This window comes from Shewanella youngdeokensis (genome assembly GCF_033180165.1).
Taxonomy (GTDB): Bacteria; Pseudomonadota; Gammaproteobacteria; order Enterobacterales; family Shewanellaceae; genus Shewanella; species Shewanella youngdeokensis.
In genome coordinates this window covers 89,739-113,648 of sequence record NZ_CP136522.1, presented here as the reverse complement: position 1 = coordinate 113,648, position 23,910 = coordinate 89,739, and the positions used below count along the sequence as shown (strand labels likewise).

The 23,910-nt window shown below is 45.1% G+C and carries 25 protein-coding genes and 1 riboswitch; of the genes, 5 read left to right on the top strand and 20 right to left on the bottom strand.

The genetic code is table 11. The annotated features are described in order from the left end of the window. The first annotated feature begins 11 nt into the window (after positions 1–11). From moaA (RGE70_RS00515) to mutM, 3 genes are all read left to right on the top strand, one after another. Complete coding sequence (moaA, locus tag RGE70_RS00515; RefSeq protein ID WP_310469605.1) at positions 12–998, top strand: GTP 3',8-cyclase MoaA; 987 nt, start codon at positions 12–14, stop codon at positions 996–998. Positions 999–1,255: 257 nt separating this feature from the next. Beyond that, on the top strand, positions 1,256–1,699 hold the full coding sequence (locus RGE70_RS00510; RefSeq protein WP_310469604.1) for a hypothetical protein: 444 nt from the start codon (positions 1,256–1,258) through the stop codon (positions 1,697–1,699). A 50-nt stretch (positions 1,700–1,749) separates the two neighbouring features. Continuing rightward, a complete protein-coding gene (mutM, locus tag RGE70_RS00505; RefSeq protein WP_310469603.1) occupies positions 1,750–2,565 on the top strand; it encodes a bifunctional DNA-formamidopyrimidine glycosylase/DNA-(apurinic or apyrimidinic site) lyase in 816 nt (271 codons plus the stop codon). A gap of 15 nt (positions 2,566–2,580) precedes the next feature. Here mutM and RGE70_RS00500 read toward each other — a convergent pair whose 3' ends face one another. From RGE70_RS00500 to moaA (RGE70_RS00435), 14 genes are all read right to left on the bottom strand, one after another. Then, positions 2,581–3,255 carry a TVP38/TMEM64 family protein gene (locus RGE70_RS00500; RefSeq protein WP_310469602.1) on the bottom strand — a complete coding sequence of 225 codons (675 nt, stop codon included), beginning with the start codon at positions 3,253–3,255 and terminating at the stop codon, positions 2,581–2,583. A gap of 86 nt (positions 3,256–3,341) precedes the next feature. Beyond that, positions 3,342–3,821: a pantetheine-phosphate adenylyltransferase gene (gene coaD / locus RGE70_RS00495; protein ID WP_310469601.1), complete on the bottom strand. Its 480-nt coding sequence runs from the start codon at positions 3,819–3,821 to the stop codon at positions 3,342–3,344. Between the two features lie 176 nt (positions 3,822–3,997). Next, positions 3,998–4,675 (bottom strand): TIGR01621 family pseudouridine synthase, encoded by a 678-nt coding sequence (locus tag RGE70_RS00490; RefSeq protein ID WP_310469600.1) that lies wholly within the window; start codon positions 4,673–4,675, stop codon positions 3,998–4,000. A gap of 57 nt (positions 4,676–4,732) precedes the next feature. Next, positions 4,733–5,989 carry a sensor histidine kinase gene (locus RGE70_RS00485; RefSeq protein ID WP_310472880.1) on the bottom strand — a complete coding sequence of 419 codons (1,257 nt, stop codon included), beginning with the start codon at positions 5,987–5,989 and terminating at the stop codon, positions 4,733–4,735. 49 nt (positions 5,990–6,038) lie between these two features. Continuing rightward, positions 6,039–6,716: a response regulator transcription factor gene (locus RGE70_RS00480; RefSeq protein WP_310469599.1), complete on the bottom strand. Its 678-nt coding sequence runs from the start codon at positions 6,714–6,716 to the stop codon at positions 6,039–6,041. Positions 6,717–6,719: 3 nt separating this feature from the next. Beyond that, positions 6,720–7,241: a hypothetical protein gene (locus RGE70_RS00475; protein WP_310469598.1), complete on the bottom strand. Its 522-nt coding sequence runs from the start codon at positions 7,239–7,241 to the stop codon at positions 6,720–6,722. Positions 7,242–7,569: 328 nt separating this feature from the next. Beyond that, positions 7,570–8,688 (bottom strand): ABC transporter ATP-binding protein, encoded by a 1,119-nt coding sequence (locus RGE70_RS00470; protein WP_310469597.1) that lies wholly within the window; start codon positions 8,686–8,688, stop codon positions 7,570–7,572. Then, a complete protein-coding gene (gene modB, locus RGE70_RS00465) occupies positions 8,669–9,349 on the bottom strand; it encodes a molybdate ABC transporter permease subunit (protein WP_310469596.1) in 681 nt (226 codons plus the stop codon). The genes RGE70_RS00470 and modB overlap by 20 nt, the downstream gene beginning before the upstream one ends. Beyond that, positions 9,349–10,128 carry a molybdate ABC transporter substrate-binding protein gene (gene modA, locus RGE70_RS00460; protein WP_375087878.1) on the bottom strand — a complete coding sequence of 260 codons (780 nt, stop codon included), beginning with the start codon at positions 10,126–10,128 and terminating at the stop codon, positions 9,349–9,351. The genes modB and modA overlap by 1 nt, the downstream gene beginning before the upstream one ends. Before the next feature lie 24 nt (positions 10,129–10,152). Beyond that, a complete protein-coding gene (gene moaE / locus RGE70_RS00455; RefSeq protein ID WP_310469595.1) occupies positions 10,153–10,602 on the bottom strand; it encodes a molybdopterin synthase catalytic subunit MoaE in 450 nt (149 codons plus the stop codon). A 1-nt stretch (position 10,603) separates the two neighbouring features. After that, positions 10,604–10,855, bottom strand: a complete 252-nt coding sequence (gene moaD, locus RGE70_RS00450; RefSeq protein WP_310469594.1) for a molybdopterin synthase sulfur carrier subunit — start codon at positions 10,853–10,855, stop codon at positions 10,604–10,606. Next, the gene (gene moaC / locus RGE70_RS00445) at positions 10,855–11,337 is read right to left on the bottom strand and encodes a cyclic pyranopterin monophosphate synthase MoaC (protein ID WP_310469593.1); all 483 of its coding nucleotides are present in this window, start codon (positions 11,335–11,337) and stop codon (positions 10,855–10,857) included. The genes moaD and moaC overlap by 1 nt, the downstream gene beginning before the upstream one ends. A 100-nt stretch (positions 11,338–11,437) precedes the next feature. Beyond that, positions 11,438–11,962 carry a molybdenum cofactor biosynthesis protein B gene (gene moaB, locus RGE70_RS00440; protein WP_310469592.1) on the bottom strand — a complete coding sequence of 175 codons (525 nt, stop codon included), beginning with the start codon at positions 11,960–11,962 and terminating at the stop codon, positions 11,438–11,440. 84 nt (positions 11,963–12,046) lie between these two features. Next, entirely contained in the window at positions 12,047–13,027 is a 981-nt protein-coding gene (gene moaA, locus RGE70_RS00435) for a GTP 3',8-cyclase MoaA (protein WP_310469591.1), read from the bottom strand. Beyond that, positions 13,015–13,151, bottom strand: a riboswitch (molybdenum cofactor riboswitch). It overlaps the preceding gene by 13 nt. A 253-nt stretch (positions 13,152–13,404) precedes the next feature. Here moaA (RGE70_RS00435) and RGE70_RS00430 point away from each other — a divergent pair. Next, positions 13,405–15,054, top strand: coding sequence for an electron transfer flavoprotein-ubiquinone oxidoreductase (locus tag RGE70_RS00430; RefSeq protein WP_310469590.1), 1,650 nt, complete (start codon positions 13,405–13,407; stop codon positions 15,052–15,054). A 422-nt stretch (positions 15,055–15,476) separates the two neighbouring features. Here the strand turns inward: RGE70_RS00430 and RGE70_RS00425 are convergent, their stop codons facing one another. Together RGE70_RS00425 and RGE70_RS00420 are read right to left on the bottom strand one after the other, a co-directional pair. Beyond that, positions 15,477–16,175 carry an MOSC domain-containing protein gene (locus tag RGE70_RS00425; RefSeq protein WP_310469589.1) on the bottom strand — a complete coding sequence of 233 codons (699 nt, stop codon included), beginning with the start codon at positions 16,173–16,175 and terminating at the stop codon, positions 15,477–15,479. Positions 16,176–16,290: 115 nt separating this feature from the next. Continuing rightward, positions 16,291–17,136 (bottom strand): PfkB family carbohydrate kinase, encoded by an 846-nt coding sequence (locus RGE70_RS00420; protein ID WP_310469588.1) that lies wholly within the window; start codon positions 17,134–17,136, stop codon positions 16,291–16,293. 328 nt (positions 17,137–17,464) lie between these two features. Here RGE70_RS00420 and RGE70_RS00415 point away from each other — a divergent pair, with 328 nt between their 5' ends. After that, on the top strand, positions 17,465–17,644 hold the full coding sequence (locus RGE70_RS00415; RefSeq protein WP_310469587.1) for a hypothetical protein: 180 nt from the start codon (positions 17,465–17,467) through the stop codon (positions 17,642–17,644). 145 nt (positions 17,645–17,789) lie between these two features. Here RGE70_RS00415 and RGE70_RS00410 read toward each other — a convergent pair whose 3' ends face one another. From RGE70_RS00410 to RGE70_RS00395, 4 genes are all read right to left on the bottom strand, one after another. Further along, positions 17,790–19,118 (bottom strand): coproporphyrinogen III oxidase family protein, encoded by a 1,329-nt coding sequence (locus tag RGE70_RS00410; protein ID WP_310469586.1) that lies wholly within the window; start codon positions 19,116–19,118, stop codon positions 17,790–17,792. Between the two features lie 263 nt (positions 19,119–19,381). After that, positions 19,382–20,365: a formate dehydrogenase subunit gamma gene (locus tag RGE70_RS00405; RefSeq protein WP_310469585.1), complete on the bottom strand. Its 984-nt coding sequence runs from the start codon at positions 20,363–20,365 to the stop codon at positions 19,382–19,384. 81 nt (positions 20,366–20,446) lie between these two features. Next, positions 20,447–21,016, bottom strand: coding sequence for a formate dehydrogenase FDH3 subunit beta (gene fdh3B, locus RGE70_RS00400; RefSeq protein ID WP_310469584.1), 570 nt, complete (start codon positions 21,014–21,016; stop codon positions 20,447–20,449). A gap of 29 nt (positions 21,017–21,045) precedes the next feature. Continuing rightward, positions 21,046–23,904, bottom strand: coding sequence for a formate dehydrogenase subunit alpha (locus RGE70_RS00395; RefSeq protein WP_310469583.1), 2,859 nt, complete (start codon positions 23,902–23,904; stop codon positions 21,046–21,048). Between the last annotated feature and the right edge of the window lie 6 nt (positions 23,905–23,910).

Genomic DNA, 23,910 nt, shown 5'->3' with positions numbered 1-23,910 from the left:
AGTAAGTAGTAATGAGTTTGATAGTTGACAACTTTGGCCGTACCGTCGAGTACTTACGGCTATCAGTAACCGATCGCTGTGATTTTCGCTGCGTATATTGCATGAGCGAAGATCCATGCTTTTTAGGCAAAGATCACGTACTGAGCCTTGAAGAGCTCGCTTGGATAGGGCAAGCCTTTACTGAGTTAGGCGTAAAAAAAATACGCCTCACTGGCGGCGAACCGCTCGTTAGAACGGACTGCGACCAACTAGTAAAGCTGCTCGGTAAGTTGCCTGGACTCAAAGAGTTGTCAATGACGACCAATGGTTCTCGACTATCTCGTTTTGCACAAAGCATGCATGACTCAGGCCTTGATAGACTCAACATTAGTTTAGATACCTTAAAACCTGACTTATTCACTAGCCTCACTCGTAATGGCAAAGTCGATAGAGTCATTGCCGGCATTGACGCTGCGCGCGCTGCAGGCTTTAAGAAAATCAAAATCAATGCGGTGATCTTACGCGGTCAAAACGATGACGAAGTTCTGGATTTAATCGAATTTTGCCGTGAACGTGAACTCGATATCGCCTTTATCGAAGAGATGCCATTAGGCGTAATAGATGAGCGCAAGCGCAGCCGTCACTGCAGCAGCGACGAAATAAAAACCATTATTCGTCAGCGGTACGAATTAACTATTTCCGACCGTCGCACTGGTGGCCCATCACGTTATTACACCCTACCTAACAGCAGTATTCACGTTGGTTTTATTTCGCCACATAGCAATAATTTTTGCCACGAATGTAACCGTGTGCGCGTCACTGTCGAAGGTCAATTACTACTGTGTTTAGGTAACGAAAACGCCGTCGACTTGAAATCCATTGTACGTGAGTATCCTGGCGATATCGGCAAATTGAAAACCGCAATTTTAGATGGCATAAAACACAAACCTAAAGAGCACCATTTCGATACCAATGGCGAGACCCAAATCTTGCGATTTATGAATGCGACTGGCGGCTAAGAGCATTAAAAGCGGGGATTTTTACTGTGACCCGCTTCTATACTTTTAAGCATAAAACCCGACGCCAACAGCGTCGGGTTTTATCTTTATAGCCAATGCCTATACTCATTACTTCTAACGACAAATGCGGTTTCAACCAACTGCGGCTTACCCATTCACAATTAGCGTTATCTAAATGATAATGCCCAAGATATTTGTTAATTCAATACTGAGCGGATACACTTAATTAGTTAAGTCACTAACTGAACTCAATTCTCATGGCAATATCCCGAAAAAAGTGGAATAGCATTATCATCATTGCTTCTATTTTAATGATCTGCGTCCTTACGGTTCTCGAAACACAGCGCCGTTCTAAACAGGTCACAACACAGGCATTGTTTGACTTATCCGCTCCCTTATCAGAATTACAACTAGGCGAGCACTGGTTACAGAAACGTCAGTCAGGCTGGCAGTGCAGCGAACAAGTAGTTAATTGCCTTGAATGGGCCCGCGCATGGGAACAAGTGCGCATGACTGCCGTGACACAAAAGCCTGAAACCGTGGGCAAAGCCAAAGAGTTAATTATTCAAATTGCTGATATTGATACCCAGCTCCAATGGGTGCTATTTGATAGCCAAGGTTTACTCAAATCGCCCACAGGTAACTGGTATCAAATACCCGCCAATTTGCGTGCAGCGTTAATACCGACGCTACGCGAATAAGCCATTTAATTGCTTATCAATGGATATTGCTTTTATCTAAGAGAGGCTAAATGCCAGAATTACCTGAAGTTGAAGTCACTAAACAAGGTGTATCACCTTACCTAATTGGCAATCAAGTAACCGACCTAATTGTACGCAACCCTTCACTTCGCTGGCCGGTGCCCGATATCGCACAGCAAATTATTGGTCAAACTATCAGGGCAGTGCGCCGCCGAGCAAAGTATTTGCTCATCGATACCGATGCCGGCACCACCATCGTACACCTGGGTATGTCGGGTAGTTTACGTATTCTGCCAATTAATACCCCTGTTGAGAAACACGATCACATCGATTTAGTGCTCGCCAGCGGAAAAATACTACGCTACAACGACCCTAGACGTTTCGGCGCATGGTTATGGTGCGAGCTGCCTGAACATGCACATCCGTTATTATCAAAATTAGGCCCTGAACCATTAGAGTCAGGCTTTAATATTGAGTATTTAATTAAGGCGTTGAGCAATAAGAAAAAAGCGATAAAGCTCTGCTTAATGGATAACCATATAGTGGTTGGAGTCGGTAATATCTACGCTAACGAGGCATTATTTGCAGCGGGTATTCACCCGCAAACCGAGGCTGGTAAAGTGGATGTTGAACGCCTAACCATACTCGTTACCGAAGTAAAGCAGATCCTTGCACGCGCAATTAAGCAAGGCGGCACGACCTTAAAAGACTTTATAAATGCAGACGGTAAACCTGGTTACTTTGCGCAAAAACTACATGTATACGGCCGTGGTGGACAAACATGTACTCATTGCGGACAATTACTCAGTGAAATACGCTTAGGCCAGCGCGCGACGGTGTTTTGTAGTATCTGCCAACCACGTTAATCGCCTTTTTATATGCTACCGTTCAGCCTTTACCGCTTGGTTTAACTGCTTACCCAACCGGGTGCGATAAAGGTATACACCTATTAGCACTGCAATCACCAGTAAGCCGCCACTTAATTGCAAGTGGCGCGCGTCACTAAGGCTCGTTCCTGCTCCAGCAAAACTGAAAATGAACATTTGCGGTAAGAAACCAATGCCACTCCCCACAAAAAACTGCCATGGGCTGATGCAAGTTGTGCCAGCCAATAAATTAGTAATGTAGTTGCTGCCCAACGGTAGTAAGCGGATCATTAAGGCTTTAAGCCACGTTTTATGAATAAGCAGCGCTTCGAGCCGCACGAGTTTGTGCTCAAAACGGCGTTTAATATGCGCACGAATTAGAAAACGAGAGAAATAAAATAGCACAATGCAGCTTATTAATGCTGCACAAGTCGCAAGCAAGGCACCGTTAACCCCACCGAGCGCATAACCAAATCCAAAGGCGAGGATCTGCCGCGGGCCACCAACACAAGAAAACAGCACCCCCAGCAAAACTAACTCCGACACTGCTGCCGAACCATGGTTATCGACATAGTCCACAATCCACTGACTGTCGCTTAGGCGCTGAAAATAACCTTGCTGCAGTGCCACACCAACAATCACGATGATAAAGGCCAAGCCTAACAGCCGGAGCAAAAGCTTAATATTCACAGTGCATCATAATTAATAATATAAGAGGTTTAACCACGGCGTTGATGAAAAGCGAAGCGACTAATTGTTTCACTATTACAGTCGGTTCACTTAACCGGACCCATTAATGCGTGAGCAACTTCGGCATGAACAAACTGGCTTACATCCCCACCATGGTGGGCGACCTCTTTAACTAAGGTCGATGAAATAAAAGAGTTTTCTTCTGCTGGCGTAAGAAATACGCTTTCTAAATCTGGGCTGAGGCGGCGGTTCATGTTGGCGAGCTGGAATTCGTATTCAAAGTCGGACACCGCGCGCAAGCCGCGCACCAATACACTGGCTTGCTGCTCGCTAGCAAAGTCCACCAGCAACCCGGTAAAACCAACAACTTCGACGTTGTCTAAGTGGGCAGTCACGGTTTTAAGTAGCTCGACACGCTCTTCAAGTGTGAACCTTGGCTTTTTCGAGGGGTTAGCAGCAATACCAATAACAACATGCTTAAATAACTTAGCAGCACGCTCAATAAGATCGGCATGACCATTGGTTACGGGATCAAATGTTCCTGGGTATATGGCTTTTTTATGCACAATTATCTACTCGTTTTTAGTCAAATACTTTAGCTACACGCCTGTAACGCTTAACGTTTTAAGGCCACTATCCTACAAGGAATTAGCAAGGTTGTGAATGCACTGACCCAGATAATCCTCTGACAGGGTCGGTCATCAAAATAGTCCGTTTAGCCGTTTACGCACCAGAGCCAATATTACGACTTGGCTTTAGGCCAATTCAAGCTATCTGGCTTTTGCCAAACATTAAGCTGCTGTAGCACCTCGTCTCGACTAAAAGCCGCCCCAGTTTGAGGCAGTGAACTGAACTGGTAAGCCTGATTTTTATAATTAAAGTTTAAGCTATAAGCGTGCAGATACCCTCTGTCAGACGCCTGTCCGCCATAGAGTTCATCGCCTAAAATAGGTACGCCAATACTGGCAAGAGCAACGCGAAGCTGATGGGTTTTACCGCTTAATGGTTTAAGTAGATAAAGCCGTAGGCCGTCGCCGACTGATTGCGAGAAAAATTGCGTTACTGCGGGGTTCACTGTAGTGCGCAGCAATTTGTGCATGCTACGGCGCGACTTAGCCATATCGCCAATCACCCAACCTTGTTTCTTTTTGGGTTTGCCTTGAGCCAGTGCCAAGTAGTACTTTTGGACCTGGTGCTCACTAAACTGACGGGTAAATTCTGCAGCAGCGGCAGGAGATTTAGCCAAAATGATCAAGCCAGAGGTTAAGGTGTCGAGCCTATGTACCGCATAAAGCTTAATGCCGAGATCAAGCTCCGCCTGCGCCACAACGCCTGCTGAACCATCTTGACTATGAAAATGGACATTGGCCGATTTACTAATAACAATAAAATCAGCCTCGTTGGCAATGACTTGATACATATAGTGAAAGTCTCATAAAGCTAGCGTAAACAGTTTAACAACCATGATGCACGGGTATCAAAAAGTTATCTGTACTTTCAGCCCCGGTTGGTTATCCATTAAGGCTATTTTAGCATTATGACGCGACAGAATCGCCTTAACCATCGACAAGCCTAAACCTGTGCCTTTATGGTGCCGACTCGGATCTAAACGCACTAATCGTTCAAAGACTTTATCGCGGGAGCCTTCTGGGATCCCGGGGCCATTATCAGCAATAGAGATAACGTTTCTGTGCTGCGCAATCACAATCTTAGCGCCTTCACCAGAATATTTAATGGCGTTATCAACAAGATTAAACAACGCTTGAAACAGCAAATATTTGTCACCACTAACCGTATGATCTTCACCTAACGATAATTCGAGTGACTGCCCATTAAATTCAGCCATGACACCTGCCATTTCACATAAATCTTGGCTAATTTGATGCAGACTTAGCGGTTGTAGCTCTAATGCTTGCTGACCCTCTTCAATCCGCGTGAGCGACAACATGGCATCGAACGTTGCTAAGCAATGATCGAGCTCTTCGGTGATAATGGCGCAGCTTTCCGGTAATTCGTCGACAGGTTTATCAGGCAGTTGCTCTAGCCCAATACGAAGATGCGACAGCGGTGTGCGCAGGTCGTGAGCAATATTGTCTGTCACGCCCCGCACTGCGGCAAGGTTTTGCTCTAACGTGTCTAGCACTCGGTTAAACTGCTGCGCTAACATATCAAACTCATCTTGGCGCCAACTCACCGGTAGCCGTGTAGAATATTGGCCTTTTTCTATTTGCTCGCTTAAGCGATTATATTGCACTAACCTGCGTAAAATTGCCTTCGAGAACAAATAACCAAGCGCCAACGTTAACACCAAAGTGATCATTAATGCTGTTATCGCCGCATTGGAGAACTTATCAATTAGCGCACCGAGTTGATCGACGCGAGTCGCGATTAATACGGGGCCATAGCGGGTCATTACCATGCCACCCGAAATGATGTGCAGCTTGTCTGGACCACCGGTAAATACTGGGAATTCTCGTTTTTCGGGTAACAGCGGCATGTCTTTTGGGATCATGCTTAATGAACCGATAAGATCGTAGGAGTTGCGCCAGACGATGAGGGCAACTTTAGGGTCGGCACTACGCACTTGCGTGGCAAAACTACGCCTATCAAGCGTAAGCGCCATCTGCTGGTAGCGAGTTTTCTCAGCGTCTAAATGTTGGTCCAGTTGATGTTCTTGCTCGTTAATCAACTGACTATACATGCCTAACAATAAGGAGCCGATAATCACCGTCACCAAGGCTGAGAATATTATCGTAATGCGCCATGCACTACTTTGATACGGCTTAATGCCCTTCGCGTAGGCGATACCCTGCCCCTCGAACCGTTTCAATTAACTCGCCGTGACCTAGCTCTTCAAACTTACGTCTAAGCTTGGCAATGTGTACGTCGATAACATTCGTACGAGGATCAAAATGATAATCCCACACAGCTTCAAATAATAAGGTGCGACTAATGACTTGATTTGCATGTTCCATCAAGTATTTTAATAACTGAAATTCTTTAGGTTGCAGCAATATTTCTTTACTGTCTAAGGTGACTTTTCGGGTTAATAACTCAATGTTTAACGCGCCCACGGTTAAGTCCGTCACCATGGGTTTTGATTCGCCGCGCTGCATGAGCTTCTCGGCGCGCACTAACAGTTCAGAAAACGCAAACGGCTTAGTCATGTAGTCATCGCCGCCCGCACGCAAACCTTTAACCCGCTCATCAACATGGCTTAATGCTGACAAAATTAATACCGGAGTTTGATTACCTGTGGCACGCACAGCTCCTAACAATTTTAATCCATCTAACTGCGGTAACATGCGGTCTAAAATAATTAAGTCGTACTGCATACTCGTTGCGAGCAATAGACCTTGGTGACCATCTGTGGCCGTTTCAATATTGTGCCCTTGCTCAATGAACCCTTTAACAACATATTCGATGGTGGTCGCATCATCTTCAACCATGAGTATTTTCATGCTTTAATCCCATTTGAGCAGTGGTAGTAATTGTTTGCTTTCCATGTCGAAGGCAAGCTTTGTCTTACCGTCAACATCTAATATTTCTAACTCGATGTAACTGATCCCCAAGTCACTATCAATCTCGGCTTTTACTATATGTCCGCTGCGGTCTTTGCAGATAATGGTCAACATTTCAGAAAATGATAGCCCGCTTTGTTGTAGCATTAGAGTGCCAGCGAGTTCGTCTTGGTTGCGGTGTCTTAAAGGGGCAATATCACGACTTTTGAGGCTACCGTCTGTAGCTCGATACTCATATTCACTGATAGTATTTTCGTCTGGATTGATGATTTTAAATTCATAAATGAGTTCGCCATCATCAAGTTCAGCTTCGAATTCAGAAATAACCCCCGGGTGCAATTGCTCTAACTTTTTCACCATTTCAATCGGCGATAAGAAATCACCTGTCGACATCAGTGAATACATGCCTTGGCTTGCAAATGCACTACCCGACACTAATAACAATCCTACCAGCCAACGAGCCATGGCCCCTCCGAAAAATAAAACACTGAATAACGTATAATACCGAATTATTGAGACACGAGACGTTCAGTGTCAAATTCTATTTAAGCCAACTTCAACCGCACTTTGTATGTTGATAAATGTTGGGCTTCCCATTTTAACGGTTAACTCAAAAATCAACACCATCAATAGTATGAGTGAGCACTATCAGTGCTTAAGTGAGAGCTTGAATATAGCCAGTAATCTATGCCTTTATTTAGGTATTAATAGTATGCAAAACCACTTAACACCAAGGTGGCGCAAAGATTAAACTTTGATCATGCAGCGGCTATGACTGCGACAGTAGACACTTTCAAGCCAAATTTGGTGCATCTAAAATATGGATCAATTCTGATTTAAGCGCGACTGTGGTTTTACACCCAACCACAAGCTCTAACTCTTGCGCTAGATGTATAGACACCTCAGCGTTAATTTTATGCTCAACGCCTATTACACTTGCTGATACACGTACGGTCTCGCCCATAACCAACATCGAGTCGACAGTAATATCGAGCTTATTAAAACTGCGGCACAAACGCCCTTGTTTAATCGAGTTAAATCGCACGCCTTGGTTGGGGATCACCCAACGCACTTGGGTTCCAACTTCTAAGCTTTCAAAGTACGTACTGGCAATATGGTGCTCACCAAATTTGAGCCAAGTAATTTTGCGCTCATCTTCTTGCGCTATAACTTCAGCATCAAAAATATTTCGCAGCCCCATCTGCTTGGCAACTGCCTCTGTACGCGGACGTGTAAGCACTTCTCTTGGGGGGCCTTGCTGCAACAGCTTACCTTGGCTGATCAAAATCATGCTGTCAGCCAGTAACAAGGCTTCGTTCAAGTCGTGTGTCACCATAACAACAGGGATAGATAACTGCTCTTTCAAGCGGGCAAGCTCAAGATACAAACGCTCACGGGTTTCTCGGTCTACAGCAGAGAAAGGCTCATCAAGCAGTAAGACTGACGGTTCTCGAGCCAACGCGCGCGCCAATGCTACGCGTTGTCGTTGACCACCGGAAAGATGCGCAGGCAGTCTGTCAGGCAAGCCGTGTAAGTTTACCCGCTCAAGCCAATCTTTTGCTCGTGCTTCACGGGCAGACTTTGGAATATGATCTAGTGCCGCCATGACGTTTTCTAATGCGGTTAAATTAGGAAATAAACCAAAGTGCTGCGGTACATAACCTAAGTGTCGCTGCTGTGGCGTAAGTTGAATCGACTTTTCATCACTAAACCAATGAACTCCCCCATAGCTAATCTCGCCAGCTTGCGGCTGGTTTAAGCCTGCAATCATGCGCAGTAAAGTAGACTTTCCCCCGCCAGATGGCCCGACAACCGCTAACACCTCACCTTTTTTACAGGTAAATTCAGCATCGAGATTGATATGCTTAGACTGCTTAATACGACAGAAAAGATCAGCGACGATTTGCGACATGCTGACCCCCGATTCGCCGAGACAAACTGGTAGTTAGTGCCAATACAGTCACCGCAAATAACAGCAATACCAATGACATATTACCCGCACTCGCAAAGTCGAACGCTTGCACGCTGTCGTATATCGATATCGCAATGGTTTTGGTTTCACCGGCAATATTACCGCCCATCATCAGTACAACACCAAACTCACCAAGTACATGCGAGAAGCACAATACCATGGCTGTAAGCACACCCGGCCACACCATGGGCAGTTCTATTTTAAAGAAAGCTTTGGGTCCGGTCATGCCGCAACAGGCCGCGGCGTCTCTAACATCTTCAGGCACTGCTTCAAAGGCACGCTGGATCGGTTGAACCGCAAACGGGATGTTGATCAAAATGGAGGCGATAACCAAGCCGGAGAAGTGAAACACCAGCTGCTGACCGAGTAACTGTTCTAACATCTGACCCAGCCAAGACTCACTACCTAAGCCCACCAACAGGTAATAACCGATCACGGTTGGCGGTAACACCAACGGCACCATAACCAGAGCCTCTAGCCAAGACTTGCCCCTAAATTGCCGATAAGCTAAAAATCGCCCAGCAAAAATAGCCATTGGAATTAATATAACAACGGTAACGGTGCTTAATTTAATCGATAACCACAGTGCTTCCCAATCCATTAGTTAACCACTTTGCCAAAGCCATATTCAGCAAAGGTTTGCTGTGCTTTATCGGTTTGAATATAACGGTAGAATTCGCTGGCAGTTTGACCTGCTTTTAAGGTCAACACCATGCGCTGATTAAGCGGACTATATAACGATTGCGGCATCACCACATAATGGGCTCGCGCCTTAAAACGCGCTGCAGATGCCAGCGACAGAGCAACCAAGCCACCTTGAGTAGAACCGCTCAAAGTAAATTGCGCAGCTTGCGAGACATTTTCACCAAAAATCAGCTGCGTTTGAATCGTGTCCCATAAACCAAGATTTTGCAGGACCTCTTTCGCGCGTTCACCATAGGGGGCGTGATCAGGGTTAGCAATGGCAAAACGTTTAAGCTGTTGGTTTTTAATTAGCTGTTTAAGCCCGTTAAGATCACCATCTAACACTAAGGGCGAGTTTTTTGGTGCCGCTAGCGCCAGCTTGCCGACCGCGTAAATAACACCGTTCCCCTGGGCTTTGCCCGCCTGACTTAGCTGCTGGGTGTAGCGTTCATCTGCAGAGAGAAATAACTCAAATGGCGCACCATGCTTTATTTGTGCAACAAAGTTACCTGAAGACCCATAGGTGATGCGAACTTTGCGCCCCGTGTCAGCTTTAAACTGCTGAGCCACTTCGTCGAGTGCAAATTTAATACTCGACGCTGCAGCAATCGCTGGTACATCGTCGGCTGCAAACACCCCTTTACTGATTAGTAATAGCGGCATTAATACCGACAGCAAAGCCATTCTAAGCTTCATCAAGCAGCTCCCTAACAGTAATGTTTATTTGTTATTCCATACATCGGCAGCTTGCTCGTCTGAATCACGCGCTTCAACCCAACTAGCACCCTGCTCTCCGGCCTCTAACTTCCAAAATGGTGCTTTGGTTTTTAGAAAGTCGATTAAGAACTCGCAAGCTGCAAAAGCGGCTTTGCGATGCATACTGGTCACGCCAATAAACACGATTTGCTCACCTAAGGTCATTAAGCCAACACGGTGGATAATGGTGACATGGGTTAGCGGCCAACGCTCACGCGCCTCGGCTTCAATTTGATTTAATACTGCTTCGGTCATTCCAGGGTAATGCTCAAGGGTGAGATCGGTAACAGCACTGCCATCATTGAAATCTCGCACTTTACCCACAAAAGTCACTACGGCACCGTCGGCATTATTTTGACTAATAAGCTGGTATTCATCAGGAACGCTAAAATCTGCTGTTTGAACGCGGATCATCCTAGCCTCCGGTTACTGGCGGAAAAAAGGCAACTTCGTCGCCATCGACAATGGCGGTATCCCATTGGCTTATCGTCTGATTAACAGCAACTAATAGCTTGTCAGATGCCATTACCTTAGCCCATTTGTCGTCAGTGGCAGCCAATGTTGCGCGCAAGCCTTCTGCCGTTTGGGTGTGCTCGCCAGCTTCAACTTTGATACTTGCTGTGCCGAGTAATTCTCTTACTTGTGCAAAAAATAATACGTTTATCATTATTTCTCTACCTTAAAATGACCTGATTTTCCGCCACGCTTCTCAATGAGTCTAACCTGAGAAATGACCATATCTTTTTGAACCGCTTTACACATATCGTAAATCGTCAATGCCGCTGTAGAAGCTGCAGTTAGCGCTTCCATCTCAACACCGGTTTTACCTGACAGTTTACATAAACTGCGGATCCAAACACGGTTATGCTCTGGCTGTGCTTCAAGCTCAACCTCCACTTTTGTGAGCATTAAAGGGTGACATAGCGGGATCAAATCTGAGGTTTTCTTTGCGGCTTGAATACCTGCAATACGTGCAGTGGCAAAAACATCACCTTTGTGGTGACTACCGTTCATAATCATGTCGAGCGTTGCGCTGTCCATCTCGATATAAGCTTCTGCTCTTGCTTCGCGTTCGGTTACGGACTTATCGGTTACATCAACCATGTGCGCATTACCATCTGCATTTATGTGGGTAAAAGCATTTGTCATTCGAGTTAAACCTTCCAAATCATTATGTTTATCAAAATACCGTATAGACTGCCTGCTCACCTTACAATAACAACGGTTAACAGCAGAGGCTATCGATTCGTTAATCTGTTACTTTCTTAACGTGCATCACAAAATTGCACGGTCGATGCGTGGCGTCGAGCTGCTCTTTGAGCACTTTATTCCAACCTGTTTTGCATGCCCCTGTTGAACCTGGAAGGCAAAATATAGCGGTTTTGTTAGCAATGCCACCCAGCGCCCGAGACTGCACGGTTGAGGTGCCAAGCTCGGTATAGGTAATGTGCCTAAATAGTTCGCCAAAACCTTCTATGTCACGGTCAAATAAAGGTTTAACCGCATCAGGTGTATTGTCTCTCTCAGTAAATCCGGTACCGCCAGTGGTAATGATCACTTGCACATGATTAGAAGCGATCCATTGCGAGAGCACAGAGCGAATTTGGTATTTATCGTCTTTAATGATTTGGCGATCTGCAAGATGGTGCCCGGCTTCAATTAAGGCATCAGCTAAATACTGGCCTGAGGTGTCATTGTCGACGGTGCGTGTGTCAGATAAGGTTAAAACAGCAATATTTAGTGGCAAAAAATGGCTCTGAGTGCAATGGCCCATAACGGTCTCTTTAAAAATAACGATATTTAAGTAATAAAATAAAAATAGTGCAGTTGAGACCTAGTATTGGCATCAACTCAACGACTAACCACCAATAGAGGCAAGGTGCTGCGTTACACCCGTAATGCCATCATGTAAGAAGTGGGTTTGTTTTTTCTGCGCTAGCTGGCCGTGCAAGCGCCCAATTAGCTCAGCTTGCTGATCAGGGGTTTGCAGTAGATCCCGTAAATCTACACCATTTTCAGTAAATAAACACAGGTGTAACTTACCTTTGGCCGAAACACGCAAACGATTACAACTAGCACAGAAGTTTTTGGCGTACGGCATGATTAAACCAATTCGGCCTTGGTAATCATCGTGACTAAAGTTTTGTGCCGGACCGTCGTCGACTGCAGGCGTATCAAACTGCCAACCTGCCTGCTCTAGCTGATTTTTAATGTCTGCACCCGCTAAATGATGCGCTTTAAAGTAATCATGCCCTAAGCCTGTTTCCATCAGTTCGATAAAACGCAAATCAATGGGCGTACTTTTTATCCAATGCAAAAAACGAGGTAAATCTTTATCGTTTAGCCCTTTGAGCAGTACTGCATTGATTTTTACTCGCTCAAAACCGGCCTCAAGTGCAGCATCTACGCCGCGCATCACCTCGTCAAACTTGTTCTCACCCGTGATTTGATAAAACATTTTGGGGTCGAGACTATCAACTGAAATATTGATACGCCTGAGCCCTGCGTCATACCACTCTTGGGCATGCTTAGCTAACCGATAACCATTGGTGGTTGTGGCGATGGTGTTGATTTTGTCGTTGTCTTTAACGATACGAATAATATCGGTGAAATCTTTACGCAAGGATGGCTCACCACCGGTGATCCTAATTTTTTGCGTACCGACTTCAGCAAAGGCCGAAACGAGATGCTCTATCTCATTGAGATCGAGAAATTTAGGTTTACCGTCGGGGCGGTAACCATCTGGGAGGCAGTAAGTGCACTTAAAGTTACATACGTCAGTCACTGACATACGCAAATAATGAAACCGTCGACCAAAATTGTCTTGTAGTTGGGACATGATCACCTTTCCAAGTAAGGGGAGGTGAGAAAATTTCTTGTCTCACCCCGGTGGCGTTATTGCCACGGCTAAAAACCCGTATCTGTCTCGACGTAGGATTAGAAGCTCGGAGAACCGTCAGACTTGATTATAGGCGTATTTAGGCGACAAACCATAGCCTGCCGAGAATGAAAAGCGTTAAATATGAGCAAGTATCGAGTTTATGTGACCCCCATCACCAAAAATAATGCTTAAAAAACCTACGACAACAACGTTTAAACTCTGTGACGTAGCTCAATTTTGAGGTAAGGTGAGTTAAGACATTAAAACACTCGTTTATAACGCTGCGACATTTTCGCGCACTATAATCCAACGAGGGCAATGGAGGAAGATGACAAATGGAACGTGAATCGATGGAATTCGATGTTGTGATCGTGGGTGCTGGTCCCTCAGGATTAGCAACTGCTTGTCGTTTAATGCAAATATCAAAAAGCAGTGATCAAGAAATCTCAGTTTGCGTCGTCGAAAAGGGGTCTGAAGTCGGAGCGCATATTCTGTCTGGCGCAATTTTCGAACCCAAAGTACTCGGCGAACTATTTGATGACTGGAAAGAGTCTGGCGCGCCGCTTCACACAGCGGTCACTGAAGATGAAATTCACATGTTCAGCTCAGCGACTAACGCACGCACCATGCCAAACGCCTTAGTCCCCAAAACCATGCATAACGAAGGCAATTACATTATTAGCGTGGGAAACCTATGCCGCTGGCTAGCTGAACGCGCTGAAGAGCTTGGGGTTGAGGTGTTTCCAGGGTTTCCGGCCAGCGAGCTGCTTTACAATGAAGATGGCAGCGTAAAAGGCATTCAGATTGGCGATATGGGAGTGGGAGAAAACGGCCAACCCAAAGACGCCTATGAGCCAGGTATGGAGTTACATGCCAAATACACTGTGTTTAGTGAAGGCTGTAGAGGTCATTTAGGCAAACAGCTTATTGAAAAATTTCAACTTGATAACGGTAAAACGCCGCAGCACTATGGTCTTGGTTTTAAAGAGATCTGGACAGTTCCTAGCGAACAACATGAACTGGGTAAAGTGGTTCATACCGGTGGCTGGCCTTTAACTAAGGGCGCTTCTGGCGGTGGTTTTATGTATCACCTTGAGAACAACCAAATTGCAGTTGGTTTGATTGTCGACCTTAACTATTCTAACCCCCATCTAAGCCCGTTTGACGAGTTTCAACGCTATAAGACCCATCCTGTTATTGCCAAGACACTAACCGGTGGTGAACGCATATCTTACGGCGCACGCGCGATTACCAAAGGTGGCTTAAACTCATTACCTAAACTGACATTTCCAGGCGGGATGGTCATTGGCTGTAACGCTGGCACCTTGAACTTTGCCAAAATTAAAGGCACCCATACTGCAATGAAAAGCGGTATGTTAGCTGCAGAAACGCTAGCGCAAGCACTTCTTGCGGGGGTTGAACCGGGTAAAGATCTACACTGCCTTGAAGATCGCTTTAATGAAAGCTGGCTGCAAAAAGAGCTGCATGGCTCGCGCAACTTTGGCCCCGCAATGCACAAGTTTGGTACCTACCTTGGTGGCGCGTTTAACTTTGTTGACCAAAATTGGTTTGGGGGCAAGTTCCCAATCACCCTTCGAGATGATAAACCCGATTACGCCCAAATGGCGGAATCGAGTGCCTTTAGCAAAATCGATTATCCAAAACCCGACGGTAAACTGAGCTTTGACAAATTATCGTCAGTGTATTTGTCGAACACCTTCCACGAAGAAGACCAGCTTTGTCATCTGCGCTTGAAAGATGCCCGCATTCCAATTGATGTCAACTTAGTTAAGTTTAACGAACCTGCACAGCGCTACTGTCCTGCTGGCGTGTATGAAGTGGTTGAAGAGGCTGGCGAGAATAAGTTTGTGATTAACAGTCAAAACTGTATTCACTGTAAAACGTGTGACATTAAAGACCCAAGCCAAAACATCACCTGGGTAACTCCTGAGGGTGGTGGCGGACCAAACTACCCCAATATGTAATACACGCAAACAACCCCTAAAAAATACCTACTCACATTAATAGTAGGTATTTTTATTTCAGCCCCTAACAAAATTGACTGTTCGGCTTAATCGTCAGCGGGTACGAATAGCTTTAGCTTCACTGGCTCTGATGGCCGCTATTATCGTGCAAACAAAATCAAAAATTGCGAATAAAGCGAATAGGTAAACCCAACCCCAATAAATACTAAAATATTGCTAAACACACATAAATGGTAATGCTGACTTTAAAATATAAGCAGTTACGACAGCGACCTTCAATAAACGGCTACTCATCTGGCTTCATTAGCCACACAAATAACGGGTCAAATACGCGATTAAATGCACTAACATTTCCATATGTTTTTCAACTTGCATCCCCTCACGCCTTGAATTATTAGTGACGATTATCTGTAAACTAAAACTTAATCTTGTGCCCTTCCGTATAACCGCATTTGCCAATCTTCAATGACATTCTGACTCAGCCTGCGTTGCAAACTGTTGACCCAAGAGGCAGCGAGCCCTGTGCAACGGGCTAAACGCTGGTACTGCTCGGCATCGAATTGGGCTAGAAAATAAATCCGCATGGCTTCTGCCACACTGATATCTGATTGCCGCTCAACTAGCTTAATATGGTCTGTTTCTTCAATTGTGCCCGGCTGCAACACGCGATAAAACCACCCGCATCGACCACTGCTCTGCATCGTGGACGCAAACTCATTATGGTCAAATTGTAAGTTAAGCTTAAAACACGGCGAGCGAGGTTGGGTAACCTGCAACAACACCGTACCGATTTGAATGATATCGCCGATATACACCCGAGACTCATCGAGCCCCACTGTACTAATGTTTTCACCCATTGCGGGAGCATCTTTAAAGCCTGAAATCATCCCCAAGCGTCGGTACTGCCCATAATGCTCACGCGGAAAGTGGTGCAACACTCGGTCTGAACCACCATGATGGTTTGGGTCTGCTTGACTATCACCATCAACCGTAACCGCATTGACGACTAATTTTTTGCTACGGCATTTTTGCCCTATACCACTGCTAACCGTGTCAAAAGTGGCGAGCTGACTACCACGATATAACCCAGATATTTGCTGAACCAGCACCTTTGCCACCATCAATAAAGTCCTTTAATTTTAATATTATTATCCCTTTACGGATGATTAAAGTAGCAATAGTCGCTAATTAAGTCCGTGACAAACACCTGTAAAGCAACGGCTATATAAAAAACAATTACAACTGTGCCGCTAAATATTGCTGCAAACCTTCACCAGGAATTGAACTGTCACACGCAACAGCATAACCAGACCAAATTGAAGCCTCTTGCATGGCTTGCACTACCGTTAAATTATTGACAAGCCCATGAATTAAGCCGGCAGCATAAGCATCACCAGCACCAGTGGTATCCACAACTTGGGTCGGCACCGCTGCAACCTGTTGTTGCTCGCTGGCAGAGTATAACGTCGCACCTCTTTCACCGTCGGTCACAATAAAATACTGCACTCGGTCACCCGCGATGGATTGAGCAAATTGCCATGGGCTCTGCTTACACCGTCCCTGCATATCACTTAATGAGGCTAATAAAATATCGCAAGGCCGAGCCCGCTCATCTTTAGCAAGCTGCGCAACAACCCAACAATGCCCGAGTGCAGATGCTGCCCACTTCGCCACACCTTCAGATGATGAATTGATATAAAAGGCGTCAATATTATCCCACTGTGGTGGTGCTGGTAGTTTAAACTTGGGCCGTTCTGGCCGCATAATGGTGCGCTCACCATCAGGGGTCATCATCAATAGCATTTCATTGGTCGCTCCAGGGCGTCGCTGCACCCGGCTACAATTAATGCCTTGTGTGCTTGCTTCTGCGAGTAACCAATCGCCTATGTCATCACGTCCCACTTCGGTCACCAACGTGACTTGATGCCCTGCCCACACCAAACCAATCCCAGTATTAGCTCCGCCACCACCCAAACGCTGCCCGCCATCTTGATAATGGAAACGGCCACCGGTTTTAAGTGGTTGGTTTAGAGTGAATATACGATCACAATTTAAATTTGCTACCAGTAAAATATTGGCCATAACAACACATAATAAAAAGCGGTAAGTTGATAGTAAGAGATTTACCCTACTGCGCCAAGCCATATACTTATTTACAGTGCTTGCCGCCATATTAACATTGAGATATTACAAATATGGCAAGCGTTACCTGCCGCTAAATGGAGCCATTAAAACTAGAAAACAAAACTCGATAAGCACTAAACGCACGCCCTCATTAGCGCCCGAAACAATAAACAACACAACAGCATGCTTTTAGCAATTATGCATGCTTTGACTATACTCAAATACGGCGCTGAGCCTAATTGAGGTTCTGCGACATTGCCACATCCCAACGTAATAGGATAATTAAATGTGCCCAATTATGATTATGGATGAAATTCCACAACGCCCAGAAACACCACAAGCTAGGCTAAAACGCTATAAAGCTTGCCTTGACGAGTTTGAACAAATGCAATATTCAGATGCCTTTACCGAACAGATAAAAGAGGACATAGCGAAACTTGAGCGCGAAATTGCAAACATGAATTAACGGCTTTAACTCAGGTTAAGTTATTTGGCCCAAAAAAAACGACAAGCACTTTAACGCACTTATCGTTTAATTTGAGCATTTAACTTTTGGCAAACCGATAGTTGAACTCGGTAGGTTACACTCTAGTTTGTAACCTCAAGCTCGACTACATATCAGATTCAGCAAGTGGTTTACGTAACTGCGCACGAACGTTGTCCATACCTGAGTAAAACTCTTTCATCATCAACAAGCCCATCATTTTACCGTTATCAGTAATAATTAGGTTGTCAGGATCGGTAGGGTCATTTTTAATTGCACCGATAGCTCGCATTGATGCCATTTCTTTAAATAAAGCGGTATCAAGGTTAACCCCAAACGTATCGCGGAAATACTTACGCGATAAACGACCAGAGAACATGCCCAGTAAAAAGCGATACTGCATCACTTCTTTACGGCCATAATTTTTCTGTTGCTCAACACCCATTCGGCCGCTGTTAATTTGCTGATGGTACTTTTTCAATGAAAAGGTATTTACGTACAAAGTATCATCAAGGAAGCTAAATGAACCCGAACCCACCCCGAGGTATTCGTCATAATCGATGACGTATTCATCAAAACCTTCATTATTAGCTTTACCAAAAGCCCATGCAGAAAGCTGGTTATATTGACCATTTAGCGTGTTTAGAATTTGATGGTATTGACGCATCATGTCACCGCTTGGCGCGGCTAATTTACTTTTAACACTTTTACGAGTCTGGTGTGTGACCATCAACGGGTAAGTGGTAATTTGGCGTGGATCTAGTTTCGATGCCATGTCCAAATCTTGCTGGATCACTTCGTCAGTTTGACCACGGAAACCAAAAATCAAATCAATGTTGATGATCGGGAACAGCTCTTTTGCCGCCATGATCTTGTCAAAAGTTTGCTGACCATTTCCAAACTTTTCAATGCGATCGGTCATGGTTAAAATATCATCATTAAAGCTTTGCACACCAATCGACATGCGATCAACTAAGCCTTCAAGCAATTTAAAGCCAGGGCTGTCGACGTGCTGCGGATCAGACTCGCAAGACACCTCTTTAATGTTGGGGAATAGTTTTTTGGCATGCTCAATTGTGCGTGCGAGTTCATCTTCAAGCACGGTAGTTGTACCACCACCGATATACATGGAGTCAAAGTCATAACCTAAGTTTTTAACCATATCCATTTCTTTACGCAACGACACAAAATAGCTACGTGCTTTGTCTTCTTTAAAGAGGAAGCGATGAAAAGTACAGTATGAACATAAAGTATGGCAAAAAGGGATATGCGCATACAGCATGTACTTTCGCCCCTCAATAGGGCTCGGCATCATATCTGCTGACACTGTATCGAGCTTAAGATTACGATCGACATAGAACTGCATCACCTTTTCCATGCCAGTAATCATCCAAGCTGGCGTGGTGATATTGGCTTTATAAGGTTTAGCACTATCAGGCAAAATAATTCGAGACATAAAGATTCCTATCAGAGGTGGCAGTTCAAAAAAAGAGGTGTATCGAAATGAACCAGCGGAGAGCAAAATTAACACTTTAAACTACAGTAAAACGTGATTTGGTTATAACTTAGCGTGTCCAATCACAAAATTCAGAGCTTTTTGTTAAGTGAGTCATGCTTTAGTTAATATGCATTTATGAGTGTAGATCGCCCATAAACAAAAACACCCCAGCTGATTAATCAACTGAGGTGTTTTAAGTTCAAGCCGTCAATACTAAAGAATTATTCTTTGTATTTAAGCGTTCCATTTTCTTTGATTTCGTCAAACCAAAGGTTATGGTGTTGGCTTGCCCAAGTTTCGTCACAGTAACCAGAAACCATACATTCCATACCACCTTCAGACATAACCGTAGCCATAAAGATATGCACGATTGAGAAAGCAGTAATAACGATAGCACTAACAGAGTGAAGAACCAGTGCAATCAAGCTTAATGTACGGCTAGGCTCGAACAAGTTCGGGAATAGCAGCAACATGCCAGAAGCCGAGATCACTAGACCAAATAACGCAAAGGCCCAGAACCACAACTTCTCACCAGCATTCGCAAAACCTGAGTCAGGGTGCTTGCCTTTAAATGGACCGAAGTTAATGTAACCACCAACAACCAACATCCATTTTAAATCGTACATTTTTGGTAGCTGATTTTTAGCCCAAAGCACAGACATAAGCAACCAACCAAGCATAAACGGAAATGCCATGACGTCGTGTACTTGTTTTGCTGCATAGACTAGATTAGACCACAAGCCTTCACCAATGTATGGCTGGAAGAAGAAACGTCCTGCCAACAGTGTTAGACCCGTCAGAATCAATAGTAGACACGGAATAGCGCCTAACCAGTGAATTGACACGTCAAATTTAGACCAGCGATACACCATCTTGCCAGAGAAGCCGCCGTGAAGCTTAGAAATACCGTTCACTTTAACAAACAAGGCAAAAATAATGAGCATGCCAAACAAGGCAAACATCAAGCCAGGTGCTAACCAGTCACTACGTAGCTCAAGTACACGTAAGTCATACGTGTTGATTGGTTGTACGTGAAACTCACTTAGCGATGTAGTACGACCTTCAGCGCCTGCTTTAAGTTGTGACCAAATTTGGCCATTATTAACTTCATCAGCATGCTCATGGGTTGCACCGTCATGGGCAAAAACCGTCACACTGAATAACAGTGCAATAGCCATACCTATGTGTTTAAACCATTTGTTCATAATACGTCCTCTGTTACTACCCGTAGGCTCATGGCAGTGAGCCCACAGGTCGTATTGCTGGAAGTAATTAACCTAAGTCAATTAACCCCAAGCTGCGTTTTTAGAACCACGGTATGCAACACGCTCACGGAAGATTGAAGAAACAATCTCAGCATCACCCGCTAGTAGCGATTTAGTAGCACACAGCTCGGCACACATAGGAAGCTTGCCTTCAGCAACACGGTTTGCACCGTATTTATGACGCTCAGCATCAGAGAAGTTCTCTTCTGGGCCACCAGCACAGAAAGTACACTTGTCCATCTTACCGCGAGCACCAAAGGCGCCGCTTTGAGGGAACTGAGGTGCACCAAATGGGCAAGCGTATAGACAGTAACCACAACCGATACAAGTATCTTTGTCGTGAAGTACGATGCCGTCTTCAGTTTTGTAGAAACAGTTTGCAGGACAAACAGCCATACAAGGAGCGTCACTACAGTGCATACAAGCGATAGAGATTGAGGCTTCGCCTTTCTCACCATCATTGATAGTCACTACGCGACGACGTTGGATTCCCCACTCAAGAGCAGAGTCGTTTTCGTTCTTACATGCTGTGACACAACCGTTACACTCGATGCAGCGCTTGGTATCACATAAAAATTTCATTGTAGCCATTCTGGCAATTCTCCTAGCTAATTCTGCAATTACGCTTTAACGATCTGACAAAGCGATGCCTTGGTTTCCTGCATCTGTGTCACAGGGTCATAACCATAAGTCAATGCAGTGTTAGCTGATTCACCGATAACGTAAGGGACAGTGCCTTCTGGGTAGTTAGGCTCAAGACTTTCGCCATGCATAACACCCGCAAAGTGGTAAGGCATCCAAGTTACACCAAGCTTAACGCGTGGAGTGACCATAGCCTTGATCTTAATACGACCACCTTCAGCACCCTCTAGCCATACTGTGTCACCGTCGCGGATCCCGCGATCAGCTGCGTCAGCAGGGTTAATTTCAACAAACATTTCTTGTTGAAGCTCAGCCAACCAAGGGTTAGAACGAGACTCTTCACCACCACCTTCATACTCAACTAGACGACCAGAAGTAAGACCTAGTGGGTACTTACCAGTCACATCATTTTGTTGAATTGACTTGTATAGCGTCGGTAGACGGTGAATTTGCATGTCATCGTATGTTGGGTACTTAGACACTAGATCACGACGTGGCGTGTAAAGCGGCTCACGGTGAACAGGGAATGCATCAGGGAAGTGCCATACAATACAACGCGCTTTAGCGTTACCGTATGGAATACAACCGTGCTTCATAGCCACACGTTGGATACCACCAGATAAATCGGTTTTCCAGTTACGGCCTTCAGCTTCTGCTTTTTCAACAGCAGTTAGGTCATCCCACCAACCAAGCTGTTTAAGCATGTCGGCAGTAAATTCTGGGTAACCGTCTTGGATTTCAGAGCCAACAGAGTAGCTGCCTTCTGCCAATAGGTTCTTACCTTTGTATTCAACACCGTAGCGAGCACGGAAGTTACCGCCACCCTTAAGCACGTGCTTATGTGTGTTGTAAAGGATTTGAGTACCTGGATGCTTCTGCTCTGGAGTACCCCAACATGGCCAAGGTAGACCGTAAGTCTCACCTTTAGCTGGGCCGCCTTCAGCTTCAAGAGTCTTGTTGCTGAATGTTCCCCAGTTTTGAGTATGCAGTTTCAAACGCTCTGGGCTTTGACCTGACATACCAATTGTCCACATACCGCGGTTGATTTCGCGAGTAACGTCTTCAATAACAAGAACGTCATTTGCATCTTTAGCAATACGCTTAGTGTACTCATCAGCAAAACCAAGTTTTTGAGATAGACGGTACATGATCTCAAGGTCGGTTTTAGATTCGAATAATGGCTCGATAACCTTCTCACGCCACTGCTGACTACGGCCAGAGTTAGACACAGAACCTTCAGTTTCAAACTGAGTTGCTGCAGGAAGAAGGTAAACACCATTTTGGCGACGGTGCATTACACCAGCCATTGTTGGGAACGGATCCACAACAACAACAGTTTCCATCTTATCTAGTGCATCACGAACATCACGCTGACGCGTTTCAGTGTTAACTGATTGACCCCAGAAGAATGCCATGCGAACGCGATCTTTCTGCGCTAGTTTTTCAGGCGTTTCTAAAACACCGTCATGCCAGCGAGAACAAGGAATACCAGGAGTGTTCATTGGAATGCGACCAAGATATGAGGTTTGATCGAAACGACCTTTAACCCAATCAAAATCTAGATCCCAAACGTGGCTCCAATGCTTCCAAGAACCAGTCTTAAGACCGTAGTAACCTGGTAGCGTATCAAACAACAGACCTAAATCCGTCGCGCCTTGTACGTTATCGTGTCCACGGAAAATGTTTGTTCCGCCACCTTTAACACCCATGTTACCAAGGGCAAGCTGAAGGATACAGTAAGCACGAGTGTTTGCGTTACCCACGTGATGCTGAGTACCACCCATACACCAAATAACAGTACCAGGACGGTTATCGGCCATTAGCTTAGCAGCTTGGTAAACTGACTCTTCACTACAACCGGTAATGTGAGCCACTTCTTTTGGTGGGAACTTCTTCGCTTCTGCGCGGATAGTATCCATTTCGAAAACACGTTCTTGGATGAACGTCTTATCTTCCCAACCATTTTCAAAGATGTGCCAAAGCATACCGTAAATGAATGGAATATCAGTACCTGGACGTAGGTCGCAATGTAAGTCAGCGTGTGCAGCAGTACGAGAGAAACGTGGATCAACAACGATTAATTTAGCGTTGTTTTTCTCTTTCGCAAGCAAGATATGTTGCATTGCAACAGGATGCGCTTCAGCCGGGTTAGCACCGATGAAGAAGATTGCGTTTGCATTCTGAATATCGTTGAAAGAGTTAGTTTGCGCACCGTAGCCCCAAGTGTTAGCAACACCAGCTACCGTGGTAGAGTGACAAATACGAGCAGAGTGATCGACGTTGTTCGTGCCCCACATTGCCGCAAGTTTACGGTACATGTAACAGCCTTCGTTCGAGAACTTAGCACTACCCATGAAGTAAACAGAATCAGGACCAGATTCCTTACGGATATCTAGCATTTGGTCACCAACTTCGTCAAAAGCTTGTGCCCAAGAAAGTTTCTTCCACTTGCCGTCAACCAATTTCATTGGGTATTTAAGACGCTTCTCACCGTGACCATGTTCACGCAGTGCAGCACCTTTAGCACAGTGACCGCCTGAGTTGAATGGGTGATCGAAAGCAGGCTCTTGACCAGTCCACACACCATTTTGTACTTCAGCGTATAAACCACAACCTACAGCACAAGCACTACATACAGTACGCTTGATTTCAGTTGGTGCATCGTATGGTACGTCTTTAGCTTCAGCTCGACGCATCATGCCAGTACCTAACAACGAAGCAGCTGCGATACCACCTGATGTAATACCTGCTTGTTTCATAAATTGACGACGACTAATACCTAGAGTTTTTTTCTCTACTGTAGTAGTTGCCGCGTTGGATTTGCGAGTTAATTGCATCGCTTA